Source organism: Streptomyces sp. NPDC056734 (genome assembly GCF_042790455.1).
GTDB lineage: Bacteria > Actinomycetota > Actinomycetes > Streptomycetales > Streptomycetaceae > Streptomyces.
This window is the reverse complement of record NZ_JBHTZD010000004.1, coordinates 94,457-116,420: the sequence shown is the minus strand read 5'-3', so window position 1 is coordinate 116,420 and position 21,964 is coordinate 94,457. Positions and strand designations below refer to the sequence as shown.

Below are 21,964 nucleotides of genomic sequence, written 5' to 3'. Positions count from 1 at the left end.
GCTGGGGGTTCGACCGAGGCGCCGTCGGCGACCTGAACGCCGACGGTGCCCGGTCAGCTCTCGGACGCGTGGACCACGCTCAGATGGCTCGCGCCCGTCCGCCGGTCACGGCGGTGGCGGCGCGGGGCCGCCGCGGGCTTGCGGATCTCGCGCAGGACCAGGGTCAGCCGCGTGCAGCCCAGTTCGCGCAGCGCGCGCGGGGTCTCGCCGACCACCCGGCAGTCGGTGGCGCCCCAGCGCGGGTCGGGGTGGTGCAGCGGGCGCACCGCGCCGTCGTGCTCGAAGGCGTACTCCCCCATCGCCCGGATCCAGTGCGGCAGTCCCTGCCGGAAGGCCGCCTCCATGATCGGGTCCTGCGCGATGTCCCGGCGGATCGACTGGAGCTGGTGGTCGTGAGTGTGCCGCTCGACGGAGGACGCGAAGTGGGCCAGCATCGGCAGACACCACTGCGCCTCATGATCACCGAGCACCGTGGCCGCGTCCGGGTGGAACAGGACGAACCGCAGGAAGTTGTCCCGCGGCATGGCCGTCGGATGCGGCCCGACCTCCCGGAAAAGTGTCTCGAACGCGCTGTTCGCCAGGACCACGTCCCAGCTCCGGTCGACCACGAAGGACGGGAACGAGAGGGCGTCGAGGAGCGCGGCGTAATCCTGGAGATACGCCTGGGCCGCACGGCTCGTGGGGAGGGACTGCGGTAGCGACGACTGCTGTCCACCTGCCTGATATGCCATCGGGAGGTCACCCCTCTTGCCTATGCGGCCTTCTCGCGGCGTGCCGATCCTGCTGCCCCGGACGGAGCCGTGTCAACTATCGTGGCATTCCACGACGGTTGACGGCTGAAATTGGCCACAGTTGTGGCGAGACCTGGATGTGAGTTCGAACGAACCGCTACGCTCCGGGAAGTTCACGGCAACCCGCTTGAGAGATGGCTGTGAGAAACGTAGGAGACACGTCGGTGACGGATGGCAACGAGATTCCGGGCGCCGCCTGGTCGGCAGTGCTGTCGGCCGTCGTCGCCCGCGTCGGCGCACTCACCGACCGGCTCGGCACCCCGCACACCGAGGTCTTCGACACCGCCCGGCTCTCCGTGGCCTGCGGTGTCCCCGAGCCCGTGGTGCGAGAGCTGCTGGCCGACCGGCCCGCCGGCGAGCCCGATGTGCAGGCCCGCTTCCTGCAACGGCTCGACCTGCTGCGCCGCACCCGCCTCAAGCCCAACGGCCGCAAGTACACCCAGCAGGAGATCGCGGACGGCGCGGGCATGTCCCGGCAGCAGGCCGGCGCGCTCATCAACGGCGACCGCAGGCCCACCATGGAGCACTGCGACGCCATCCAGCGCTTCTTCCGGGTGCACGCGGGGTTCCTCACCGCCGAGGACCCCGAGGCGCTCGCCGACACCCTCCAGCGCACCGAACAGGAACTCCTCCAGCGTCTCGCCGACCGGGAGCGCGCGGCGGCGGCACGGGCAGCCACCGAGGACCCGCTGGAGAAGCTCCTCCAGGACCACGGCGTGCGCGGCATCGCCTGGCGGGCCGCGCAACTGCCCACCGATCAGCACCGCGACAAGGTCGCCGAATGGCTGGACATGCTCCTGGAGAGCGTCAAGCGCCCCGAGTCGTGACCCGGGCGGCGCGGGTCCATGCCGGCGGGAACACTGCCGGTGCAGTCCGCTGAGCGGGGGAGAACCGGTGTGGCCGGGGCGGATTGTCAGTGGTGGTTGGCAAGCTGGAGGCTGCGCTCCCGGTGGGCGGGGGCGTGGACGTCAGGTGAGGAGAGCCGACCATGCGTACCGTGCTGCCGACCGATCGTGAACGCGCTGCCCTTCGGGCCTATCTGCGCCTGCTGCACACGGTCCGGGCGGCGTGCGACGGGGACGCCGGGCCACCCGGCCGGCCACCCCTCGTACCGCCGGGCGTGCTGGCGGAGGCCGACCGGGCACTCGCGGAGGCGGGGCTCAGCGGGAACGAGGAGGAGTTCTTCCGGATGCTGGGCAACTGGTGCCCGCCCGCGGCCACGCCGTAGGCCGGTCGACCGGTCACCCTGGTGATGAGTCCCGCTGCCCCTTCGACCGGCCCGGCCGGGGTCCGGTGCGTGCGGCCGCGAGGCGGAGGAGGGCGACGACGCAAGGGGGGCCCGGAGGGGAAGGCCACGACGGGCCATGGGCCGGATCAGCCCAGCGGGACCGTCACGGCCGTCGTCGCCAGACCGCGCCGGATGGTCCAGCGGCCCTCGAAGTGGCTCAGGCGGCGGCCGGTGACCAGCGGGCCGGGGACCAGAAGTGCGGCCCGCAGGGTGCCGGAGGTCCCGGTGGCGGGGTCGGGGGTCAGCTCGATGTCCGCCTCCGAGAAGTCCAGCCAGCTACGGGTGAGCGGGAACCACGCCTTGTAGACGGACTCCTTCGCGCTGAACAGGAGCCTGTCCCAGTGGAGTTGGGGATGGCGGGCGGCCAGCCCGGTCAGGCGGGCCCGTTCGGCGGGGAGGGCCACGGCGTCCAGCACGCCCTCGGGGAGGGGGCCGTGGGGTTCGGCGTCTATGCCCAGGGAGGCCAGGTCGGTGGCGCGGGCGAGGGCTGCGGCGGCGTAGTTCTCGCAGTGGGTCATGCTGCCGATCAGGCCGGGTGGCCAGCCCGGGGCGCCGCGCTCGCCGGGCAGGACGGGCCGGGGCGCCACGCCCAGCTTGTCCATCGCGCGGCGGGCGCAGACACGTACGGTGGCGAACTCGCGGCGGCGCTTGGGGACGGCCTGGGCGACCAGGGCCGCTTCCTCGGGGTAGAGGGCGGCCTCGGCGGTGGGGTCGGCGCCGAAGGTCTCCACGGCGACGACGGGGGCGGGCAGCAACTCCTCGATCACCGGGGTGCGACCTCCTCGGTCGGGATCGGGCGCAGCCGGCCCGGGGCCTGGGGCCGCTGGCGCCATTCGCGGGGGTAGCCCACGGACACCTCCTCGAAGCGGACACCGTCGTGGACGGTGCTACGGGGGATGTGCAGATGGCCGTAGACCATGGTCCGCACCCGGAAGCGGCGGTGCCAGTCGGCGGTGAGGGTGGTGCCGCACCACATGGCGAACTCGGGGTGCCAGAGGATCTCGGTCGGGTGGCGGTCCAGGGGGTAGTGGTTGACGAGGACGGTGGGCAGGTCCGGCGGGAGCGCCGACAGGCGCTGTTCCGTCTCGGCGACGCGGGCCCGGCACCAGTCCTCGCGGGTGGGGTAGGGGTCGGGGTGGAGCAGGAACTCGTCCGTGCAGACGATGCCGGTGGAGTGGGCGTAGTCGAGACCCTGGGCCTTGGTGGGGTGGCCGGGCGGCAGCCAGGAATAGTCGTACAGAAGGAAGAGCGGGGCCACGGCGACCGGGCCGTGCGGGGACTGCCACAGGGGGTAGGGGTCCTCGGGGGTGAGCACGCCCAGGTCGCGGCAGAGGGCGACCAGATGGTCGTAGCGGGCGGTGCCGCGCAGGGTGACGGTGTCCTTGGGGTGGGTCCACAGTTCGTGGTTGCCGGGGGCCCAGATGACCTTGCGGAAGCGGCTCGCGAGGGTCTGAAGGGCCCAGTGGATGTCGGCCACCGTCTCGGCGACGTCTCCGGCCACCAGGAGCCAGTCGTCGTCCGTGCCGGGGCGCATCCGCTCCACCAGGGCGCGGTTCTCGGCGTACCCGATGTGCAGGTCGCTGATGGCCAGCAGTTGACCGGTGCCGCCGGCCGTGGATGTCACCCGTGCCCCCTCGGATCAGCTGAGCGTGATCACATGACCACTTGACCACGAGATCACACACCGAAGGCGCGGAGCAAGGGGCGCCGGGCGGGCCCGGCCCGTGGCGCGCGGGTGGCGTACGGGTGGTGGTACAGGTGGGCCACCGAGGGGTGTGCGGGGTGAACGGGAGCCTGCGTTCCGGGGGTACATCATCGGAAAATCCGTAACACGCATGTTGCACGCCTGGTCCCTGCGAGCCCGTATGATCGCCCCGACACCACCCGCCGCGACCCCTCCTGTCACGCAGGGCGGTTTGGTGTACCTCCAGCCACCCCTGCCCGGGCACGGGCGTGCTCCGCCCTGCCCGCCCACCGTGAAAGGCGGCCTGCATGGTCTCTCGCGTACGCGTCTGGCTCAACCGCACGTACGCGGAGAACGTGTTCTTCATGGATCAGCTGAGGCGAAATCCCAGCGACCGGGCCGTCGAGATCCATGCCACCCACGGTGACCCCGACTCCCCCGTGCTCGCCGCCGCCGACACCGCCGAGCTGGAGCCGGAGGGGCTGTCCCCGGCGGGGTATGTGGAATTCGCGCTGGACCAGTGCGCGCGGCGTGGCATCGATGTCTTCGTGCCGCGGCTGCACCAGTCGGCGATCGTGGCGCACCGGGCCGAGTTCGAGGCCGCCGGTACGGCCCTGCTGGCGCCGCCCCCGGAGGCCGTCGCCGTGTTCCGGGACAAGGTGATCGCCTACGAGGCCGTGCAGGCGATCGGGGTGCCGGTGCCGCCGTGGTGGCGGGTGCGCAGCGCCGATGAGCTGCTGGCCGCCGTGGAGGAGCTGGAGGGGGCCGGGCACAAGGCGTGCTTCAAGCCCGCGTCCGGGGCGGGCGGGGTCGGATTTCGGATGATTACTCGTGCCCCCTTCTCCTTGCTGCATCTCAGTGGGTTTCCCACGCCCTATGTCCAGCTCGATCTGGTGGTCCAGGCGCTGCGGGAGGCCGAGGAGCCGGTCGACTGGCTGGTGATGCCCCGGCTGGAGCAGCCGGAGGTGTCGGTGGACTGCCTGACCGGGCCCGACAATCGGGTGCGGCTCGCGGTGGGGCGGACCAAGAACGGGCGGCGGCGCGGTTTCACGCTCCATGAGCAGTGGCTGGAGCCCGCGCGGCGCACGGCGGAGGGCTTCGGGCTGCACTACCTCTCCAACATCCAGTTCCGGATGTTCGGGGACCGGCCCGTGCTGATGGATGTGAACGCGCGCCCGGCCGGGGGGCTGCACCAGCTGTCCCTGTGCGGGATCAATGCGCCCTGGGCGGCCGTGCAGCTGGCGCTCGGCGAGGATCCCGGGGAGATGGCGCCGCCGTTCCTCGGGCAGGACTACACGGTCGTGTCGGGGCCGCGTCCGCTGCTGGACTCCGCCCCCGTGCCGCTGGTGGAGGAACCGGGGCCGGCGCGGGCCGCGGTGGCCGCGCAGCCGGCGGTCCAGGCGGATCAGCAGGTCCAGGCGGTTCAGCCCGTGCAGGCCGTCCAGCCGGTTCAGGCTTCGGCTCAGGCGTCGGCTCAGGTCTTGCCGCTCCAGCCCTTGACACCGTAATTGGTCCAGACCACATTGGGTGGCGCACCACTCGTACTCCCGAACACCCCACACATTCAGGGAGACCGCGTGCGCAACCCACTCTCTTGGCGTGCCCGTCTCGGCAGACGTCTGCTCGCGCTGTTCGGGGCCGCCGCTCTCGCGCTCGGCGGGGCCGTGGCCCTGCCGGGTACGGCCCACGCGGCCAATGTGCTCACCAACCCGGGGTTCGAGTCCGGCGCCCTGGCGCCCTGGTCGGGCTCCGGGAACCTGGGGTCGGTCGTGTCCACCCCCGTGCACGGCGGCTCGCGGGCGCTCCAGGGGGCGGCGAGCGCCGGTGACCACGCGCGGTGCGTCCTGCTGAGTGTGTCCTACTGGCAGTTCACGTCGATCACGGCGGGGTGCACCGGGTGACGGACGGGCGCCGCCGTTCCGGCTGACGCAGGACGGGCCGGACGCTCCGGCCGACGCACGGGCCGGTCAGGCCGGCCGTACAGCTCGTGGGGGTGCCCGGTGTCCTCGTGCCCACGCCCCAGGTCCGACCGACCGGACCTAAGCCGGGTACCCCCACGTTCTCGCCAGCTCCGTCAGGCGGGGCGGCAGGGCGAGGTCGGGGGCGGCGGGGCGGGCGGACTGGATGCGGCCGGACTTGATGGTGCTGCTCCAGTCGCCGAGCTGGGGGCGGAAGGTGCCGTGGTCCTTGCTTCCGTAGTCGAGCATGGACGGCTCCCAGGGGACGCCGAGATGGGCGCACAGCTCGCGGGTGGCGGCCTCGGGCTCGGCGGTGAGATGTTCGTACCGGATCACCTGGGCCTGCGGCAGTCCGGCGCGGGCCTCTTCCAGTTTTTCGCTGTAGCCGAGGACCTCGGCGCGGATCCGGTCGGGGTCGGGGTGGGCGCGGCGGTCGGTCAGTGAGGTGATGACCGCGCCGGGGTGGCGCAGCAGCAGGATGTAGCGGGCGTCGGGCCAACATCGGTGCAGCCGGGGCCAGATGAGGGTATTGGCGGGGGTCTTGTCGACGATGACGTCCTTGCCGCTGCGGGCCAGCTCCAGGTGCAGCACCCGGTCCCACAGGACGTGTTCCAGCTCCTGCTTGTCCAGTTCCAGTTCCTTCATCGCGGCGGCGGTGAAGTCGCGGCCCAGCTGGACGTGCAGGGTGCGCAGATGCATCTCGTGCGGGGCGCGGACGCGGCTGTGGCTGTTGAGCAGCACCCTGAGCAGGGTCGAGCCGGAGCGCACCGAGGAGAGCACGAAGACCGGGGAGTCCACCAGGCGGGGGGCGCGCGGGGCGACGTAGGTGGTGGTCCTGCTGCTTCTGGGCTTGGGCTGGGACGGGACCGCGTTCGGCCTGCGGCGGGGCGGGCTCACCGCCTCGGCGATCAGCCGGCCGCGCCTCCTGAGCCCCTTGCCGATCGCGTCCATACGCGGGTCCCGCACGGTGCACCTCTTTCGCTGTCGTCCCTGCCCTGTGTCGTGCCTTCGCATCTCAGGGGCGGAAGGCGAACTCCAGGTGTCACGGAGGCGACGAATCCGGTTCGCCGGGGCCGGGGCATCGGCCGTGGCCAGGCGCTTTACCGCTTCCTTAATTCTTGATGGGAATGGCGTCGGGGTCGTCAGGTGGGATCGACGTCGTCAGGTGGGATCGGGGTCTTCAGGTGAGACCGGGGTCTTCAGGTGAGATAGGCGAGGCCGGGGTGGACGGCTGTGTATCCGTCGACGAGCCGTCGGGCCACGTTGACCGAGTCGACCAGCGGATGCAGCGCGAACGCCTTCACGGCCGTCGTACGGGATCCGGAGTCAACCGCGGCGAGCACCTCGCGTTCGACGGCCTTCACCGCGCAGACCAGGCCGGTGGCATGGCCGGGCAGCGGGTCGACGGCGACCGGGTGGGCGCCATTGGCGTCGACCAGACAGGGCACCTCGATGACGGCGTCGGCGTCGAGCGCGGCGAGGGTGGCGCGGTTGCGGACGTTGAGGATGAGGGTGGTGCGCTCGTCGCGGGCGATGGCCCGCATCAGGGCGAGGGCGACCTGCTCGTAGCCGCCGGAGAGATCGTCGGCGGCGCGCTCGCCCGCGCCCGCGGTTTCCCGGTTCTCCGCCATGTAGGTGGCCTCGCGCTCGGCGCGGGTACGGTCCCAGGCCGCCAGGGCGGGCGCGGCGGGGTCGCGCATGTCCTCGTAGAAGCGGGCCTGCTGGTCGCGGAGGAAGGCGCCGCGGGTCTGCTCGGCCTGCTGGTAGGCGTGGACGGTCTCGCGGTTGAAGTAGTAGTAGTGGAGGTACTCGTTGGGGATCGCGCCGAGCGAGCGGAGCCAGTCGGGGCCGAAGAGCTTGCCCTCCTCGAAGGAGCCGAGCAGGTCGCGGTCGGCGAGCAGTCGCGGGAGTTCGTCGCGGCCGGCGACACGCAGGCCGCGCACCCAGCCGAGGTGGTTGAGGCCGATGTAGTCGATCCATGCCTCGGCGGGGTTCTCGACGCCGAGGACCCGGGCGATACGGCGGCCGAGGCCGACCGGGGAGTCACAGATGCCGATGACACGGTCGCCGAGGTGGCGGGACATGGCCTCGGTGACCAGTCCGGCCGGGTTGGTGAAGTTGATGACCCAGGCGTCGGGAGCGTGGCGGGCCACCCGGCGGGCGATGTCGACGGCGACCGGTACGGTCCGCAGGCCGTAGGCGATGCCGCCCGCGCCGACCGTCTCCTGTCCGAGGACCCCTTCGGCGAGCGCCACCCGCTCGTCCTGCGCCCTGCCCTCCAGTCCGCCGACCCGGATCGCGGAGAACACGAAGTCGGCGCCGCGCAGGGCCTCGTCCAGCTCGGTGGTCGCGCTCACGCGCGGCGCGTCGGGAACACCGGCCGCCTGCTCGGCGAGCACGCGGGTGACGGCCGAGAGCCGCCCGGCGTCCAGGTCGTGCAGCACGACCTCGGTGACCCGCCCTTCGGCATGGTCGCCGAGCAGCGCCCCGTACACCAACGGCACCCGGAACCCGCCGCCGCCGAGGATGGTCAGCTTCATGTGGTGTCTGCCCTTCGTGTGTGCGTGGTGTCTGCCGACGTGGTTGCTGTTGCCATGATCCCCCGGTGGTGGTGTTCGGGGAGTGGGTGGGCGCCGCCCGGGGGCAGGGGCAGGGGGCCGGCGGAGGGTGTCGGCGGAGGGTGCGGGGGCCGGGGCCCGGCCGGTAGATCTGTGTCCGCTGGCTGCTGGCTGCTGGCTGCTGGCTGCTGGCTGCTGGCTGCTGGCTGCTGGCTGCGTACGGTCCACTCGCTCGCCGTCGGGCCGGATGCGGTAGGTCTCGATGGTCGTGCTGGTCACGTTCGCCCGCGGCGCCGACGTCGGCTGGGTCCCCTCGGGATACGCCGGTTGCCCGGGTCGGGGTCCATGGCTCACGCCACCCGGAGGTAGGGGGTGGGTGGCTCTCAGGAGGGGGACGGGATATCCCTCTCATCGGTGAGGACCGAGGGGCGGGTGGCCCGGAATACTGGAACGGCCCCGCTCACGAGGAGCCGCCCATGTCCGCCCGGTCCTGGATCGCACGGTCCGTCGCCCGTCTGCGCACCACGAACCCGTACGTCGTGGACACGGCGCTGGCCGCCCTCGTGCTGTTCTCGACCACCCTCCAGTGGATCTTCCCCGGCGAGAAGTCGGATGTCCTGACGTGGCAGGGCTATCTGCTCGGGTTGGGGACGGCCGTGCCGCTGATCTGGCGGCACCGGGCGCCGCTCCTGACGGCGTGCGCGGTGTCGGTCGCCACCCCGGCGATGGCCGCCCATCACTCGCCGCCGCCGGACGTGATCTACGGCGGCCTCGTCGCGCTCTACACGGTGGCCGCGCGCTGCCCGCCCGTCCAGCGGCGGGCGCTGCTGGTCGCCTGGCTGATCGGCGTCGCCGGGACCATGAGCTACTTCGGCGGCCCCCAGCCCTACGAGTACGCGTTCCACCTGATGAGCGTCATCTTCGCGTACGCGCTCGGCATGCTGGCCCGGCTCCGGCGCGCCTACACCGCCCAGCTGGAGGACCGGGCGCGGCGGCTGGAGCGGGAGCGGGCCGCCGACACCGAGCGGGCCAGAGCCCAGGAGCGGTCCCGGATCGCGCGGGACATGCACGACGTGCTGGCGCACGCGGTCAGCCTGATGGTCGTCCAGGCCGAGGCCGGGCCGGTGGTGGTGCGCAGTGATCCGGACCGGGCGGAGGCCGCGTTCGACGCGATAGCGACGAGCGGGCGGGACGCCATGGGGCAGTTGCGGCGGCTCCTGGGCGTCCTGAAGGAGGAGCAGGCCAAGGGGGTCCCCGAGCGACTGCCCCAGCCGGGGGTGGCCACCCTTCCCGAACTGCTCCGGCTGGTACGGGAGTCCACCGGGCTACGGGTGGAGATGCGCACGTCCGGCGAGCCGCGCCCGCTGCCGCCGGACACCGATGTGGCCGCCTTCCGTGTGGTGCAGGAAGCCCTCACCAACACCGTCAAACACGCGTACGCTTCGTCCGCGACGGTCGCGCTGGACTGGACGGAGGACGCCTTGACCCTGACGGTGACCGACGACGGGCGCGGCCCGGCGGACACCCCCGGAGGATCTGGGGGTGCGCGCAGATCCGGATCGGCCGGGGGTGCGCGCGGATCCGGACCGGCCGGGGGTGCGCGCAGACCCGGGGTGCCCGGTGTGTCCGAGGACCGTGGGCCGTCCGGTGGGTACGGGCTGATCGGGGTCCGGGAGCGGGCCGTGGCCTGTGGGGGTACGGCCCAGGCCGGGCGGGGTCCGCGCGGTGGGTTCCGGGTGCGGGTGCGGCTGCCCGTCACCGCCGAGCGGGAGGCGGTCCTCGGGTGAGCATCCGGGTGGTGGTCGCCGACGACCAGGAGCTGGTCCGCAGCGGCTTCAGCATGATCCTGGAGGCGCAGCCGGACATCGAGGTGGTCGCGGAGGCCGGGGACGGCGCCGAGGCGGTCGCCGCCGTCCGGGACCACGCGCCCGATGTGCTGCTGCTGGACATCCGGATGCCGGTGATGGACGGCCTGGAGGCGGCCCGGCGGGTGTGCGCGGGCTCGGCGTGCAAGGTCGTCATGCTGACCACGTTCGACCTGGACGAGTACGTCTACGAGGCGCTGTACGCGGGCGCGAGCGGCTTTCTGCTGAAGGATGTGCGCCGCGACGACCTGGTGCACGCCGTGCGGGTCGTCGCGGCCGGTGACTCGCTGCTGGCACCGGCCGTGACCCGGCGGCTGGTCGCGGACATCGTGCGGCGGCGCCGCGAGGAGGCGGTCACCGAGGTCACCCCGCAGCGGCTGGACGTGCTCACCGCCCGTGAGGTGGAGACCCTGCGGCTGCTGGCCCGGGGGCTGTCCAACGCGGAGATCGCCACCACCCTGTTCGTCAGCGAGCACACGGTGAAGACCCATGTCAGCAATGTGCTGAGCAAGCTGGGTCTGCGTGACCGGGTGCAGGCGGTGATCTGCGCGTACGAGACGGCGCTGGTGACACCGGGCGCCTGAGCCGCTGGTCGCGTCGCCTCACTTCACCTCACCCAGCTCCTCGAAGAGGGTGAGCTGGAGGGAGCCGGGGGCTGCCAGGCGGGAGTTGAGGGAGTTCCAGGGGGTGCGGGTGGGTTCGGCGATCACCTCGGCTCCGGCGGCGGCGAGCCGTGCCGTGGCGGCCGTGGAGTCATCGACCTGGAAGGCGACCCGGATGGCTCCGGCGACGCGTCTGCCGACCTCGACGTCGTCGATGAACGCGGCGTGGCGGGGGTCGGTGATCTCCAGGGTGGCGCGGCCCGCCTCCAGGATGGTGACGTGTCCGCCCTCGGAGGAGAACGCGGCGCGTTCGGGGAGACCGAGGACGTCCCGGTAGAAGCGCAGCGCCTCGTCGTAGTCCTCGGCGGTGACGACCAGACGCAGTTCACGGACGGGGGAATCGGCGGACATGGAGGCTCCTTCGCTGGTCGTGGACGATCAGCTCAACCTCCCTGCCCCGGTGGGCATTCCTGAGGCCGGTGGTCGGCGGGCGGTCGCCTCTCCCTCTCAGGAGTGAGACCGGCTGCCCGCTCCCCCGTGCGGGCGAGTCCGGGAAACCCCTCGTCCCGGCGATCCGCCGCTCCCCCTCGCGCCGCGAACCTGTGGGACGTACACACCACGATCCACCGGGAGACACCGTGTTGACCGCACTCGCCCGGACGGCGACCCGCCGTCCGCTCACCGTGATATCGCTCTGGGTGCTGTTCCTGCTGCTCGGGTTCGGGCTCGGTACGGGCGTCTTCGCCCGGCTCTCCGACAATGTGCCGGAGGTGCCGGGCACCGAGTCGGAGGCGGCGGCCCAGTACCTCGACCGCGTGGACCCGGACGGCGAGTCGATCACCGCCGTCGTCGCGGGGACGGCCGTGTCCGACGCCGGACTGCGCGGGCAGGTCGAGCGGACCGTCGCCGACCTCCGCGAGATCACCGGGGTGGCCGCCGTGCCCGACCCCTACACCACTCCCGGCCTGGCCGCCGAGGACGGCCGGGCCCTGCTGATCCCGGTCACCCTGGACGGCGGGCTCGACGCCGACGCCGAGGAACGGGCCGTCGACGCGGCGGTGGACCGTATCCATGAGATCGAGGCGCCCGATGTGCATGTCAGCGGCGGGCCGCTGCTGGGCACCCAGCTCGGCGGCCAGGCGTCGGAGGATGTGGCCAACGCGGAGCTGATCTCGCTGCCGGTGGTGCTGGCGCTGCTGCTGGTGATCTTCGGCGGGCTGCGCGCGGCGGCACTGCCGTTGATGATCGCGGTCAGCGCGATCGCCGGCGCGTTCCTGGCGCTGTTCGTGTTCAGCCAGTTCACCGACATCTCGGTGTACGCGATCCAGATCACCACCATGCTCGGGCTCGGCCTCGCGGTGGACTACGCGCTGCTGATGCTGGTCCGCTTCCGTGAGGAGCGCCGGACCACAAAGGACGTGGCCGAGGCGGTGCACCGTACGGTCGCGGCGGCTGGGCGGACCGTGCTGTTCTCCGGGCTGACCGTGGCCGTCAGCCTGACCGGGCTGCTGGTCTTCCCCAGTGTGTTCCTGCGCAGCATGGGCCTGGCGGTGGCCGCCGTCGTCGTCATCGACATGCTGGCGGCGCTGACCCTGCTGCCTGCCCTGCTGACGAGGTTCGGGGGCAAGATTCCGCCCGCGAAGGAGCGGCCGGAGGGCGAGGAGGGGCGGCTCTTCGCCCGGCTGGCCCGCTTCTCCGCCCGCCGCAAGGTGGCCGTGCTCGCGGTGATCGTCCCGGCGCTGCTGGTGCTGGCACTGCCGGTCGCCGGGCTGCGGATCAACCTCGGCGACGCCACCCAGCTCCCCTCGGACACCGAGGCCCGGCAGCTGTACGACACCGTCGGCGCCCACTTCCCGCCCGGCACCGGCGTCGCCCCGGTCACCGTCGTCGTCGAGCCCGGCACCGATCCGGCGACCGTCGACCGGATCACCGCCCTGTCGCCGGACGCCCAGCTCCAGGAACTGCCAGGCGGCACGACGGTCGTGGAGCTGCCGCCGACCGGAAGCGTCGACGGCGACGCGGCGACCGGCCTGGTCGAGCGGGTGCGGGAGCTGCGCGGGGACGAGCCGGTGACGGTGACCGGACCGGCGGCCCGGTTGGTGGACTTCCGGGAGATGCTCGCCGAGCGGGCGCCCTGGGCCGCCGTGACCGTCCTGGCCGGAATCTTCGCCCTGCTGTTCGCCTTCACCGGTTCCGTGCTGCTGCCGCTGCGGACCATCGCCACCACCCTGCTCAGTCTTGGCGCGGCGCTCGGTGTGGTGGTGTGGGTCTTCCAGGACGGCCATCTCGCCGGGCTGCTCGGCTCCGAGGAACTGGGCGCGCTCAGCCTGACCGCGCCCCCGCTGATCATCGCCATCGCCTTCGGGCTCGCCATGGACTACGAGCTGTTCATCCTGGCCCGGATGCGCGAGGCCCGGCAGCGGTCCGGCGACGACCAGGAGGCCGTGGTCACCGGGCTGCGCCGCTCGGGCCGGGTGGTGACCTGTGCCGCGCTGCTGCTCGCGATCGTCTTCGGCGCCTTCATGACCGGCGGTTTCGCCCCCATCCTCCAGATCGGCCTCGGTCTGACCCTGGCGGTGCTGATCGACGCGACGATCGTCCGGATGCTGCTGGTCCCGGCGACGATGGCGCTGCTCGGCCGGCACGCCTGGTGGGCGCCGAAGCCGCTGCGCAAGGTCCACGACCGGATCGGCCTGACCGAGGAGGCCGCCGCCCCGGCACCCCGGGAGCCGGCGCGGCTGTGAGGCGGTTGCGGGTGAGCAGGTGAGCGGCTGAGCAGGTGAGCGGCTGAGCGGCTGAGGAGGACTTGACTCCGACGGCCGGTGGATCCCTCGGCCGGTGGATCCCTCACGGGGGTGGGGGTCCACCGGCCGTTCGCCCGGTAGGGGGTCCACCGGCCGTTCGCCGCGCCCGCCGGGTGGGCGCATCTCCTTTTCGACTCCGCCTATGCCTCGCCCAACCGAGATTCACGGAAATCTCACTCTTCCTCCCATCCGTTCACAGGTTCGCCCCAGCCGGGCGACGCAGGCTGCAAGACGCACGGAACGTACGAACAGAAAGGCACGCTGTGGGCGTCTCGCACATACCGAACGGGTCCGGACGGCAGCCGCAGGGATGGTCCCGGCGGGGAGTCATCTCCCTGCTGGGCGCGGCCGGAGCCGCCACGCTCGCCGGGTGCACGGGGTCGGCGGACGCGAGCGAGACGGGGTCGTCGGAGTCGGGCGGCTCGGCCACCGCCCAGTCGGCGGCGCAGCGCCCCGAGATCGGGGTCACCCCGGCCGACGGCACGACGAAGGCGTCCTTCACCGCCCCGGTCGAGGTGACCGTGCGGGACGGCACGCTGGCGTCGGTGCGGGTCGAGGGGAACGACGGCAGCACGCTGGACGGGTCGTTCGACGCGGACCGTACGACCTGGACCTCGGACGGGAACCCGTACTCGGGGACGAAGTACACGGTCACCGCGAGCGCGGACGACGGGACCGAGCTGACCGCGAGCTTCACCACCCAGCTGCCCGGTGAGACCTTCGTCGGCTATTTCACGCCCGAGGACGGATCGACGTCCGGCGTCGGTATGCCGGTGTCGCTGAACTTCACCCACGCCGTCACCGACCGCGCGGCCGTCCAGAAGGCGATCAGCGTGACCGCCGAGCCCGCCATCGAGATCGTGGGCCACTGGTTCAGCGACACCCGGCTCGACTTCCGTCCGGAGACGTACTGGGCGGCCGGTACGACGATCACGCTCGGGCTGCGGCTGCGGGACATCGAGGGCGCGGACGGGGTGTACGGCACGCAGTCGAAGGACGTCACCTTCCACATCGGGCGGGAGCAGATCAGCACGGTCGATCTGGACACCAAGGAGATGACGGTCCGCCGGGACGGCCAGACCTTCGCCACCTACCCGGTGACCGGCGGCGACCCCGACCATCTGACCTGGTCCGGGATCATGGTGATCAGCGAGCGGTTCAAGGAGACCCGGATGGAGTCCTCCACGGTCGGGCTCGGTGACGAGTACGACATCCCGGATGTGCCGCACGCCCAGCGGCTGACCACGTCCGGCACCTTCATCCACGGCAACTACTGGGCCGCGTCCTCGGTGTTCGGCAGCCAGAACACCAGCCACGGCTGTGTCTCGCTGGACGACACACAGGGCGCGGACGACACCGCCGTCGCCGGGTACAAGTTCTACGACAGCTCGATCCTCGGGGACGTGGTGATCGTGGAGAACTCCGGCGAGGTGACCGTCGATCCGGCCAACGGCCTCAACGGCTGGAACCTGTCCTGGTCCGACTGGCAGGCGGGCAGCGCGGTGTAGCGGCGTACGCCTTCGGCGGGGCGTGCGCCCTCTGCGGCGGGGCGTGCGCCCCCTTCGGCGGTGGCCCGGACGGCGGCGGCCACTTCGCTTGCGGCGAGTCGTTCACGGAGTCCGGCCCTGAGACGTACGAGGGGCTGATCCTGGATGTGCTTCTCGGCGGCGCCGATCTGTTCCCTCATCACCAGGAAGTGGCAGAGTCCTGGAAGATCCTCGGCCCCGTCGAGGAGTACTGGGCGGCACACGGCCGTCCGGCGCGCGCCACGCGCCGGGCAGCCGGGGTATCGCCCAGGCCGATGAGATGCTCTCGCACGAGACGGACGGAGCTGGCGCAGGCCATGAAGATCGACCTGACCGACACCACGGCAAGCAAGATCAACAAGGCGCTGGTGCAGGGCCGCCGCGCCATCGGCACCCCGGCCGTGGGCATGGTCCTGACGATGGTGATCGTCACCGACGAGGAGAACGCGTACGACGCGATCAGGGCCGCCGAGGAAGCCTCGCACGAGCATCCCTCGCGGACCCTGGTCGTCATCAAGCGGCACGCCCGCACCCCGCGCGACCGCACCCGGTCCAAGCTGGACGCCGAGGTCCGGCTGGGCGCGGACGCCGGTACCGGCGAGACGGTGGTGCTGCGGACGTACGGGGAGGTCTCCGAGCACGCCGACAGCGTGGTGCTGCCGCTGCTGCTGCCGGACGCGCCGGTCGTGGTGTGGTGGCCGGTCGACGCGCCGGAGAACCCGGCCAAGGATCCGCTGGGCGCGCTGGCGCAGCGTCGGATCACCGATCTGTACGCGGTGGAGAACCCGTCGCGGGTGATGGAGGCCCGGGTGCGCTCCTACGCGCCGGGTGACACCGATCTGGCGTGGACGCGGCTCACGCCGTGGCGTTCGATGCTGGCGGCGGCCCTGGACCAGGCCCCGGTGGAGATCACCTCGGCGGCCGTGGAGGCCGAGGCGGACAACCCGGCCGCCGAGCTGCTCGCCCGCTGGCTGGAGGCCCGGCTCGCCGTCCGGGTCGACCGGGTGGTCACGGCGGGGCCGGTGGTGACGGCCGTGCGGCTGGGCACGGCGAAGGGTGACATCGTCATCGACCGCCCGGACGGGCCGCTGGCCACCCTCTCGCTGCCGGGCCAGCCCGCGCGGACCCTCGCGCTGAAGGTGCGCCCCCTGTCCGATCTCATCGCCGAGGAGCTGCGGCGGCTGGACGCGGACGAGATGTACGCCGTCGCGCTGCGGGGCGTGGGCGTCGAGGGGGGCGGGTGATGTCCGGGCGGGCGATGTCCGGGCGTGTGATGTCCGGTGCCCGATTCTGTGGCTGTGGCTGTGGCTGTACCCATGCCTGTACCCGTGGCTGTGGCTGTGGCTTTGTCCGTCCCCGGTCGTCGCCCCCGTCGCGTGCCCGGGCCTGTCACGGGTGCCGCCTCGGGTCCTCTGCCGGGTCCCGGCCGCGTTCCTCTGCGGGGTCCCGGGCGCGTTCCTGTCCGGGGTCCGGGCCCGCGCTGATACCCGCCGCCCCGTCCGAGTCCGTACCGGATCGGCGATCCGCCCGGTACGGGCATCGGCTGTGCGGGCGGGGAGCCGTCCTCGTCCTCGCCGAGGGCGCCTGCGTCCCCGGTCTCGATCCGTCCACCGCCGCCCCTCGTGGCGGCGTACCGCACTCTCGGGAAGTGAACTGACATGCAACTGGGTCTGATCGGTCTGGGCAAGATGGGCGGCAACATGCGCGAGCGGATCCGCCGCGCGGGCCACACCGTCGTCGGATACGACCGCAATCCCGACGTCACCGACGTCCCCGGCCTCGCCGAGCTGGTCGCCGCGCTGGACGCCCCGCGCACGGTGTGGGTGATGGTCCCGGCCGGGATCGCCACCCAGACCGTGATCGACGAGCTGGGCGGGCTGCTGGAGGCGGGCGATGTCGTCGTGGACGGCGGGAACTCACGCTGGACGGACGACGAGAAACACGCCGCCGAGCTGGGCATCAAGGGCATCGGCTTCGTCGACGCCGGGGTCTCCGGCGGCGTCTGGGGCCTGGAGAACGGGTACGCGCTGATGGTCGGCGGCGACCGGGCCCATGTGGAGCGGCTGCACCCGATCTTCGAGGCGCTCAAGCCGGACGGCCCGTACGGCTATGTCCACGCGGGCAAGGTGGGTGCCGGGCACTTCTCCAAGATGGTCCACAACGGTATCGAGTACGCCATGATGCAGGCGTACGCCGAGGGCTGGGAGCTGCTGGAGAGCGTCAACTCGGTGGACAACGTGCGTGAGGTGTTCCGCTCCTGGCAGGACGGCACGGTCATCCGCTCCTGGCTGCTTGACCTCGCGGTCCACGCCCTGGACGCCGACGAGCATCTGGAGAAACTGCGCGGCTACGCCGAGGACTCCGGCGAGGGCCGCTGGACGGTGGAGGCGGCGATCGACCACGCCGTCCCGCTCCCCGCGATCACGGCGTCCCTGTTCGCCCGGTTCGCCTCCCGGCAGGACGACTCGCCCCAGATGAAGATGATCGCCGCCCTGCGCAACCAGTTCGGGGGCCACGCGGTCGAGACGACCGGGGAGGCGACAGGGGAGGCGAAGTAGTCGGGCGGCAGGGTCCGGCCGTGGGGGATCTCCCGCGCGGGGACTCCCACGACCGGTTCCGCCGTACGGCGACGGTGGCAGCGACGGTGACGGTCATGGAGGCAGCGACGGTCGCGGCGACGGTGATGCGCGCCGCACGCACCGACGGTGACCGTACGGGCGAACACCTTGCCGTCATCGCCGTGTTGACACCCGGCGCCGGGCGCGTCAGAGTCGCGTCCCGATGCAGATCGACGACCTGACGCCGGCCGAACAACGGGTGTGGCACGCCTTTCCGCGCGGGGCGACCGTGGACTTCCGTACCGGCGCGGACGACGACCCGGACGCGGGCGCCGACTGGGGCCCGGAGCGGACGCTACGGGCCTCGGTGGTGAAGGCCCTGCTGGTCAGCGGGCCGGAGGTGGACGGCGAGGTCCCTGCGCTGCGGGTGTCCGGCGCCCGGGTCACCGGCCCGCTGGACCTCACCCATGCCGTGATCGACCATCCGGTGCGGCTGGCCCACTGTCACTTCACCGACCCGCCGGACCTCTACGGCGCTCAGCTGCGCCGGCTCAGTCTGCGGGGCTCGGCGCTTCCCGCGCTCGATCTGGGCGGCGTGCGCATCGACGGGCTGCTCCAGCTGTCGGAGTGCCGGATGGGCGGGCGGATCCAGCTGGTCGGCGCGCAGATAGCCGGGGCGCTGTTCCTGGCGCGTGCCCGGCTCACGACCCAGGACGGCGCCAAGCCCGCGCTGCGGCTCAGCCAGGCGACGATCGGCGAGGACCTGTGGGCGCCGGGACTGACGGCGACCGGCGAGATCCGGCTCAGCGGTACCACGGTCGGTGGCAGCGTCGACCTCACCGAGGCCCGTCTCGACCCGCCCGGGGGGCCGGCCGTGGACGCGCAGAAGATCACCGTGGACGGCGACGTGGTGATGAAACGGGCCCGGGTGCGCGGCTGGATCGGTCTGCGGGGCGCCCGGATCACCGGCCGCCTGGATCTGTCGCACATCGACCTCGCCCGTCCCGGTGAGGCCGTGCTGCGGGCCGGAAACGCGACCATCGGCCAGCTCTGGCTGCGCGGCGGGCCGCCCGTGGACGGGCGGGTGGGGCTGCGGCACGCCCAGATGGACGTCCTGTTCCTGGAGCCGGAGGTGGTGCCGGGCCCGGTGTATCTGGAGGGCCTCGTCTATACGTCCCTGATCCCGGGCGAGCCCGCCGCGCGTCGGCTCCCGCTGCTGGAGCGCGACGGCGACGGCTACGTCCCCTACGCCTACGAGCAGTTGACGGCCGCTTATCGCCGTATCGGCGACGACGACGCGGCCCGCCGGGTGCAGCTGGCGAAGCAGCGCCGCCGCCGGGCCACCCTGTCCTGGTACGGGCGGGTCTGGGGCACGGTCCAGGACGCCACGGTCGGCTACGGCTTCCGCCCGCTGCGGGCGTGCGGCTGGCTGCTCTCCCTGGTGGCGGTCGGCTCGGTCGCCTTCGGTCTGCACCACCCACGCCCGCTGAAACCGTCCGAGGCGCCGGGCTTCGACCCGGTCTTCTACACCCTGGACCTGCTGCTGCCGGTGATCTCCTTCGGCCAGGAGTCCGCGTTCGCGCCGGACGGCTGGTACCAGAAGCTGTCGTACGTCCTCGTCCTCGCGGGCTGGATCCTGGCGTCCACCGTGGTCGCGGGCGTGGCCAGGATCGTCAACCGGCAGTAGCGCGGCGGGGCACCCCGTAGGCGCGGTCCACCCGGATCCGCAGGACGAGGCGGCGGTCGTGGACCATCGCCCGGCGATAGTCGTCCCAGTCGGGATGCTCGCCCAGGACGTCGCGGTACAGCCGGATCAGCTCCTCGACCGTGGCGTCGTCCGGGTCCTGGGCGACCGGGGTGAGATCGGCGGTGCCCTCGGCCACCGTGTAGGCCCAGCGGTCGGCGCTGGTGACGTGGTAGGACACCCGGGCGTCACGGCGGGCGTTGCGGGTCTTGGCGCGGTCGTCCGTGACGGAGATCCGGATGATCCGTTCCTCGGGGTAGTAGGCGTGGCTGACGTTCGACAACTGCGGGCGCCCGTCGCGTTTGAGGGTGACCAGCACCCCACCGTGCCCGTCGGAGAGCAGCTTGAGCAGCGCGTCCTGGCTGTCGTCGCGGGTCGCACCGGCGGTCTCGGTATCGGTATGGGTCTCGGTCCTGTCCTCAGTCATGTCCGGATAACCGGGGCGAGCGCGGGTCCATTCCCCCCGGAGGACACTCATAGACACTGTCTACCCCCGCCTGGTAGACAGTGTCTATGAGCGATTCCGAAGAACTCGGGCTGCGTGCCCGGCTGGTCGATGCCGGTGTGGAGCTGCTGGAGCGGGAGGGCCCGCAGGCGCTCACCCTGCGGGAGATCGCCCGCCGGGCCGGTGTCTCGCACGGCGCCCCGCGCCGCTACTTCCCCACCCACCTGGAGCTGCTGTCGGCCATCGCGGGACGCGGCTTCGGCGAACTGGGCGAACGGGTACGGGCGGTGGCCGGGGACGACGGAGCGGGGCCGCGCGAGCAACTCGCCGCGCTGGGGCGGACGTATCTCGACTTCGCGCTCGACCGGCGCGGGATGTACGAGCTGATGTTCCGTCACGATCTGCTGGAGAGCGGCCATCTGGGCCTGCGGGACACGAGCCTGCCGCTGTTCGGACAGCTGGTGGAACTGGTCGGGCAGGCCCGCCCCGGCACCGACGCGCGGGTGGCCGCGGGCGCGCTGTGGGCGAACTGGCACGGGATCGCCCAGCTGTGGAGCTGGGGCAGCCTGCGGCTCGCGACAGGCGCGAGCGACGTGACACCGGTGCTGCTCGCGTCCCTGGACGCGCATCTCGGGGCGGGGGCGGAGCGACGGTGATACGGGGACGGGTGCTCGCCGGGAGCATCACCGGCGCGGTGATCGTCGCCTTCGACGGGACCGTGCTGACGGTGGCGCAGCCGAGTCTGCGGGCGGATCTGGGTGCCTCGCTCGCGCAGGTGCAGTGGGTCGGTACGGGGTATCTGGTGGCGGTGGCCGGGCTGCTGGTGTTCGCGGGGCGGCTCGGGGACCGGTACGGGCATCAGCGGCTCTTCGGTATCGGCATGCTCGGCTTCGGCGCGGCCTCCGCCGGGATCGCGGCGGCACCCGATATCGGGTGGATGGTCGGACTGCGGGTCGTGCAAGGGGTGTTCGGTGCGCTGCTGCAACCGGCCACGCTCGGCATGCTCCGGGCCTGGTATCCCCCCGACGCACTGCGCCGCCCGATCGCCCTGCGGACGGCGGCCATCGGGGTGGCGGCGGCCGTGGGTCCGGTGGTGGGCGGGGCACTGGTGAGCGGGCCCGGGTGGCGGGCGGTGTTTCTGGTGAACGTGATTCCGGCGGTGGTGTTCGGGGGGCTTGCACTGGGGTGGGGCGGAGGGAACGGGAGCGGGAACGGGAGCCGGGGCGGCGGTTTGGCGGGAGGCGCGGGCGGCGGCCCGGTGGAAGGCCGGCGCGTCGGCCCGGCCGAAAGCGGGGGTGCCGCCTCTGGGAAACGCGCCCACTCCCTGGACCTCCCCGGCGCACTGCTGCTCACCCTCGCGCTCGGCGGCCTGGTCCTGGCGCTGCTGCCCGGGGCCCACTGGACGGTGGCCGCGTTGGTGGCCGTCGCCGGGGTGGCCTTCGTACGGCATGAGCGCCGGACCCCGTATCCGCTGGTCCCCGGGGACGTCGTGCGGGCGCCGGGCGTCGCCGCCGCGCTGGCGCTGCTGGTCGCCGCGTCGGCCGCCCTGCACGGCACGCTGTTCGTCTGTGTGTTCCTGTTGCAGGGCCCGCTGGGCCTCGACCCGTTCGAGAGCGCGGTGCGCAGTCTGCCGCTCGCCGTGCTGATGGTCGGTGCCGCGGCCGGGAGCCCCGTGGTGCTGCGCCGGCTGGGTGCCCGGTGGACGGCCCTCGTGGCGTGCGGGGCGCTCACCGCCGGGATCGTGCTGCTGTCCCAGGCCACGGGCACCTTCGCCCTGTGCTGTGGGTTCGCGCTGGTCGGGGCCGGGTTCGGGGCGGTGATGGTGACGGCTACGCAGGTCGTCGTACGGCACTCGCCCGTGGCGTCGGCCGGAGTGGCGGGCGGGTTGCAGCAGACCGCGCTGCATGTCGGACCGGTGCTCGGAGTGGCGGCCGTGGCTGCGCTGATGAGCGACGTGGGACTGCGCGCGGCGCTGGTGGTGCCGGTGGTGGCGGGGGTGGTCGCGGGGTTCGCGGCGTGGGCACTGCCGGGAGGGACGTCCGGCGGGGCGGGGGCGACCGGCCGGGCTCCCGGTGCGGTAGGCACGGTGGCGCGGTCGGGGTAGTAGTCGATGCCACACTGCCGATCAAGGGGTCCGGCGG

19 protein-coding genes and 2 pseudogenes are annotated in these 21,964 nt (G+C 72.5%); 14 read left to right on the top strand and 7 right to left on the bottom strand.

Going from position 1 to position 21,964, the window contains the following annotated elements; translation table 11 throughout:
- Nucleotides 1–53: 53 nt before the first annotated feature.
- A complete protein-coding gene (locus ACFRFC_RS06955) occupies nucleotides 54–731 on the bottom strand; it encodes a hypothetical protein (RefSeq protein ID WP_382686760.1) in 678 nt (225 codons plus the stop codon).
- Nucleotides 732–955: 224 nt separating this feature from the next.
- Here ACFRFC_RS06955 and ACFRFC_RS06950 point away from each other — a divergent pair, with 224 nt between their 5' ends.
- Nucleotides 956–1,618: a helix-turn-helix domain-containing protein gene (locus tag ACFRFC_RS06950; RefSeq protein WP_382686762.1), complete on the top strand. Its 663-nt coding sequence runs from the start codon at nucleotides 956–958 to the stop codon at nucleotides 1,616–1,618.
- A gap of 161 nt (nucleotides 1,619–1,779) precedes the next feature.
- Nucleotides 1,780–2,019, top strand: a complete 240-nt coding sequence (locus tag ACFRFC_RS06945) for a hypothetical protein (RefSeq protein WP_382686765.1) — start codon at nucleotides 1,780–1,782, stop codon at nucleotides 2,017–2,019.
- Between the two features lie 146 nt (nucleotides 2,020–2,165).
- Here ACFRFC_RS06945 and ACFRFC_RS06940 read toward each other — a convergent pair whose 3' ends face one another.
- Together ACFRFC_RS06940 and ACFRFC_RS06935 are read right to left on the bottom strand one after the other, a co-directional pair.
- Complete coding sequence (locus ACFRFC_RS06940) at nucleotides 2,166–2,846, bottom strand: 4'-phosphopantetheinyl transferase (protein WP_382686767.1); 681 nt, start codon at nucleotides 2,844–2,846, stop codon at nucleotides 2,166–2,168.
- Nucleotides 2,843–3,703 (bottom strand): metallophosphoesterase family protein, encoded by an 861-nt coding sequence (locus tag ACFRFC_RS06935; protein ID WP_382686770.1) that lies wholly within the window; start codon nucleotides 3,701–3,703, stop codon nucleotides 2,843–2,845. The genes ACFRFC_RS06940 and ACFRFC_RS06935 overlap by 4 nt, the downstream gene beginning before the upstream one ends.
- A 368-nt stretch (nucleotides 3,704–4,071) precedes the next feature.
- Between ACFRFC_RS06935 and ACFRFC_RS06930 the strand changes: the two genes are divergently transcribed.
- Together ACFRFC_RS06930 and ACFRFC_RS06925 are read left to right on the top strand one after the other, a co-directional pair.
- Nucleotides 4,072–5,271 (top strand): ATP-grasp domain-containing protein, encoded by a 1,200-nt coding sequence (locus ACFRFC_RS06930; RefSeq protein WP_382686773.1) that lies wholly within the window; start codon nucleotides 4,072–4,074, stop codon nucleotides 5,269–5,271.
- 69 nt (nucleotides 5,272–5,340) lie between these two features.
- Nucleotides 5,341–5,604 (top strand): annotated as a pseudogene (locus ACFRFC_RS06925) (chitinase); the annotation flags it as partial.
- 198 nt (nucleotides 5,605–5,802) lie between these two features.
- Here ACFRFC_RS06925 and ACFRFC_RS06920 read toward each other — a convergent pair.
- Nucleotides 5,803–6,687: a sulfotransferase family protein gene (locus ACFRFC_RS06920; RefSeq protein WP_382686775.1), complete on the bottom strand. Its 885-nt coding sequence runs from the start codon at nucleotides 6,685–6,687 to the stop codon at nucleotides 5,803–5,805.
- A gap of 233 nt (nucleotides 6,688–6,920) precedes the next feature.
- Nucleotides 6,921–8,261, bottom strand: a complete 1,341-nt coding sequence (locus ACFRFC_RS06915; protein WP_382686778.1) for a 6-phospho-beta-glucosidase — start codon at nucleotides 8,259–8,261, stop codon at nucleotides 6,921–6,923.
- Nucleotides 8,262–8,755: 494 nt separating this feature from the next.
- On the opposite strand from ACFRFC_RS06915, the gene ACFRFC_RS06910 reads away from it, so the two are divergent.
- Both ACFRFC_RS06910 and ACFRFC_RS06905 read left to right on the top strand, forming a co-directional pair.
- Nucleotides 8,756–10,066: a sensor histidine kinase gene (locus ACFRFC_RS06910; RefSeq protein ID WP_382686780.1), complete on the top strand. Its 1,311-nt coding sequence runs from the start codon at nucleotides 8,756–8,758 to the stop codon at nucleotides 10,064–10,066.
- Nucleotides 10,063–10,728: a response regulator gene (locus ACFRFC_RS06905; RefSeq protein ID WP_382686782.1), complete on the top strand. Its 666-nt coding sequence runs from the start codon at nucleotides 10,063–10,065 to the stop codon at nucleotides 10,726–10,728. The genes ACFRFC_RS06910 and ACFRFC_RS06905 overlap by 4 nt, the downstream gene beginning before the upstream one ends.
- An 18-nt stretch (nucleotides 10,729–10,746) precedes the next feature.
- On the opposite strand, the gene ACFRFC_RS06900 is transcribed toward ACFRFC_RS06905, so the two are convergent.
- Complete coding sequence (locus ACFRFC_RS06900) at nucleotides 10,747–11,157, bottom strand: VOC family protein (protein ID WP_382686785.1); 411 nt, start codon at nucleotides 11,155–11,157, stop codon at nucleotides 10,747–10,749.
- Between the two features lie 227 nt (nucleotides 11,158–11,384).
- On the opposite strand from ACFRFC_RS06900, the gene ACFRFC_RS06895 reads away from it, so the two are divergent.
- The 6 genes and pseudogenes from ACFRFC_RS06895 (at nucleotide 11,385) to ACFRFC_RS06870 (ending at nucleotide 19,321) form a co-directional block, all read left to right on the top strand.
- Nucleotides 11,385–13,490, top strand: a complete 2,106-nt coding sequence (locus ACFRFC_RS06895) for an MMPL family transporter (protein WP_382686788.1) — start codon at nucleotides 11,385–11,387, stop codon at nucleotides 13,488–13,490.
- Nucleotides 13,491–13,813: 323 nt separating this feature from the next.
- A complete protein-coding gene (locus tag ACFRFC_RS06890) occupies nucleotides 13,814–15,058 on the top strand; it encodes an Ig-like domain-containing protein (protein ID WP_382686791.1) in 1,245 nt (414 codons plus the stop codon).
- Nucleotides 15,013–15,288: pseudogene (locus ACFRFC_RS06885) on the top strand (hypothetical protein); the annotation flags it as partial. The gene ACFRFC_RS06890 and the pseudogene ACFRFC_RS06885, both read left to right, overlap by 46 nt.
- A 105-nt stretch (nucleotides 15,289–15,393) precedes the next feature.
- Nucleotides 15,394–16,320, top strand: coding sequence for a glucose-6-phosphate dehydrogenase assembly protein OpcA (gene opcA / locus ACFRFC_RS06880; RefSeq protein WP_382686793.1), 927 nt, complete (start codon nucleotides 15,394–15,396; stop codon nucleotides 16,318–16,320).
- Between the two features lie 414 nt (nucleotides 16,321–16,734).
- Complete coding sequence (gene gnd, locus ACFRFC_RS06875) at nucleotides 16,735–17,634, top strand: phosphogluconate dehydrogenase (NAD(+)-dependent, decarboxylating) (protein WP_382686796.1); 900 nt, start codon at nucleotides 16,735–16,737, stop codon at nucleotides 17,632–17,634.
- Between the two features lie 223 nt (nucleotides 17,635–17,857).
- On the top strand, nucleotides 17,858–19,321 hold the full coding sequence (locus ACFRFC_RS06870; protein ID WP_382686798.1) for a membrane-associated oxidoreductase: 1,464 nt from the start codon (nucleotides 17,858–17,860) through the stop codon (nucleotides 19,319–19,321).
- On the opposite strand, the gene ACFRFC_RS06865 is transcribed toward ACFRFC_RS06870, so the two are convergent.
- Nucleotides 19,308–19,805, bottom strand: a complete 498-nt coding sequence (locus tag ACFRFC_RS06865) for a PPOX class F420-dependent oxidoreductase (protein ID WP_382686800.1) — start codon at nucleotides 19,803–19,805, stop codon at nucleotides 19,308–19,310. The genes ACFRFC_RS06870 and ACFRFC_RS06865 overlap by 14 nt on opposite strands.
- 86 nt (nucleotides 19,806–19,891) lie before the next feature.
- Between ACFRFC_RS06865 and ACFRFC_RS06860 the strand changes: the two genes are divergently transcribed.
- Entirely contained in the window at nucleotides 19,892–20,479 is a 588-nt protein-coding gene (locus tag ACFRFC_RS06860; RefSeq protein ID WP_382686802.1) for a TetR/AcrR family transcriptional regulator, read from the top strand.
- Nucleotides 20,476–21,927: an MFS transporter gene (locus ACFRFC_RS06855; protein WP_382686805.1), complete on the top strand. Its 1,452-nt coding sequence runs from the start codon at nucleotides 20,476–20,478 to the stop codon at nucleotides 21,925–21,927. Before ACFRFC_RS06860 ends, ACFRFC_RS06855 begins: the two co-directional genes overlap by 4 nt.
- Nucleotides 21,928–21,964 lie beyond the last annotated feature (37 nt).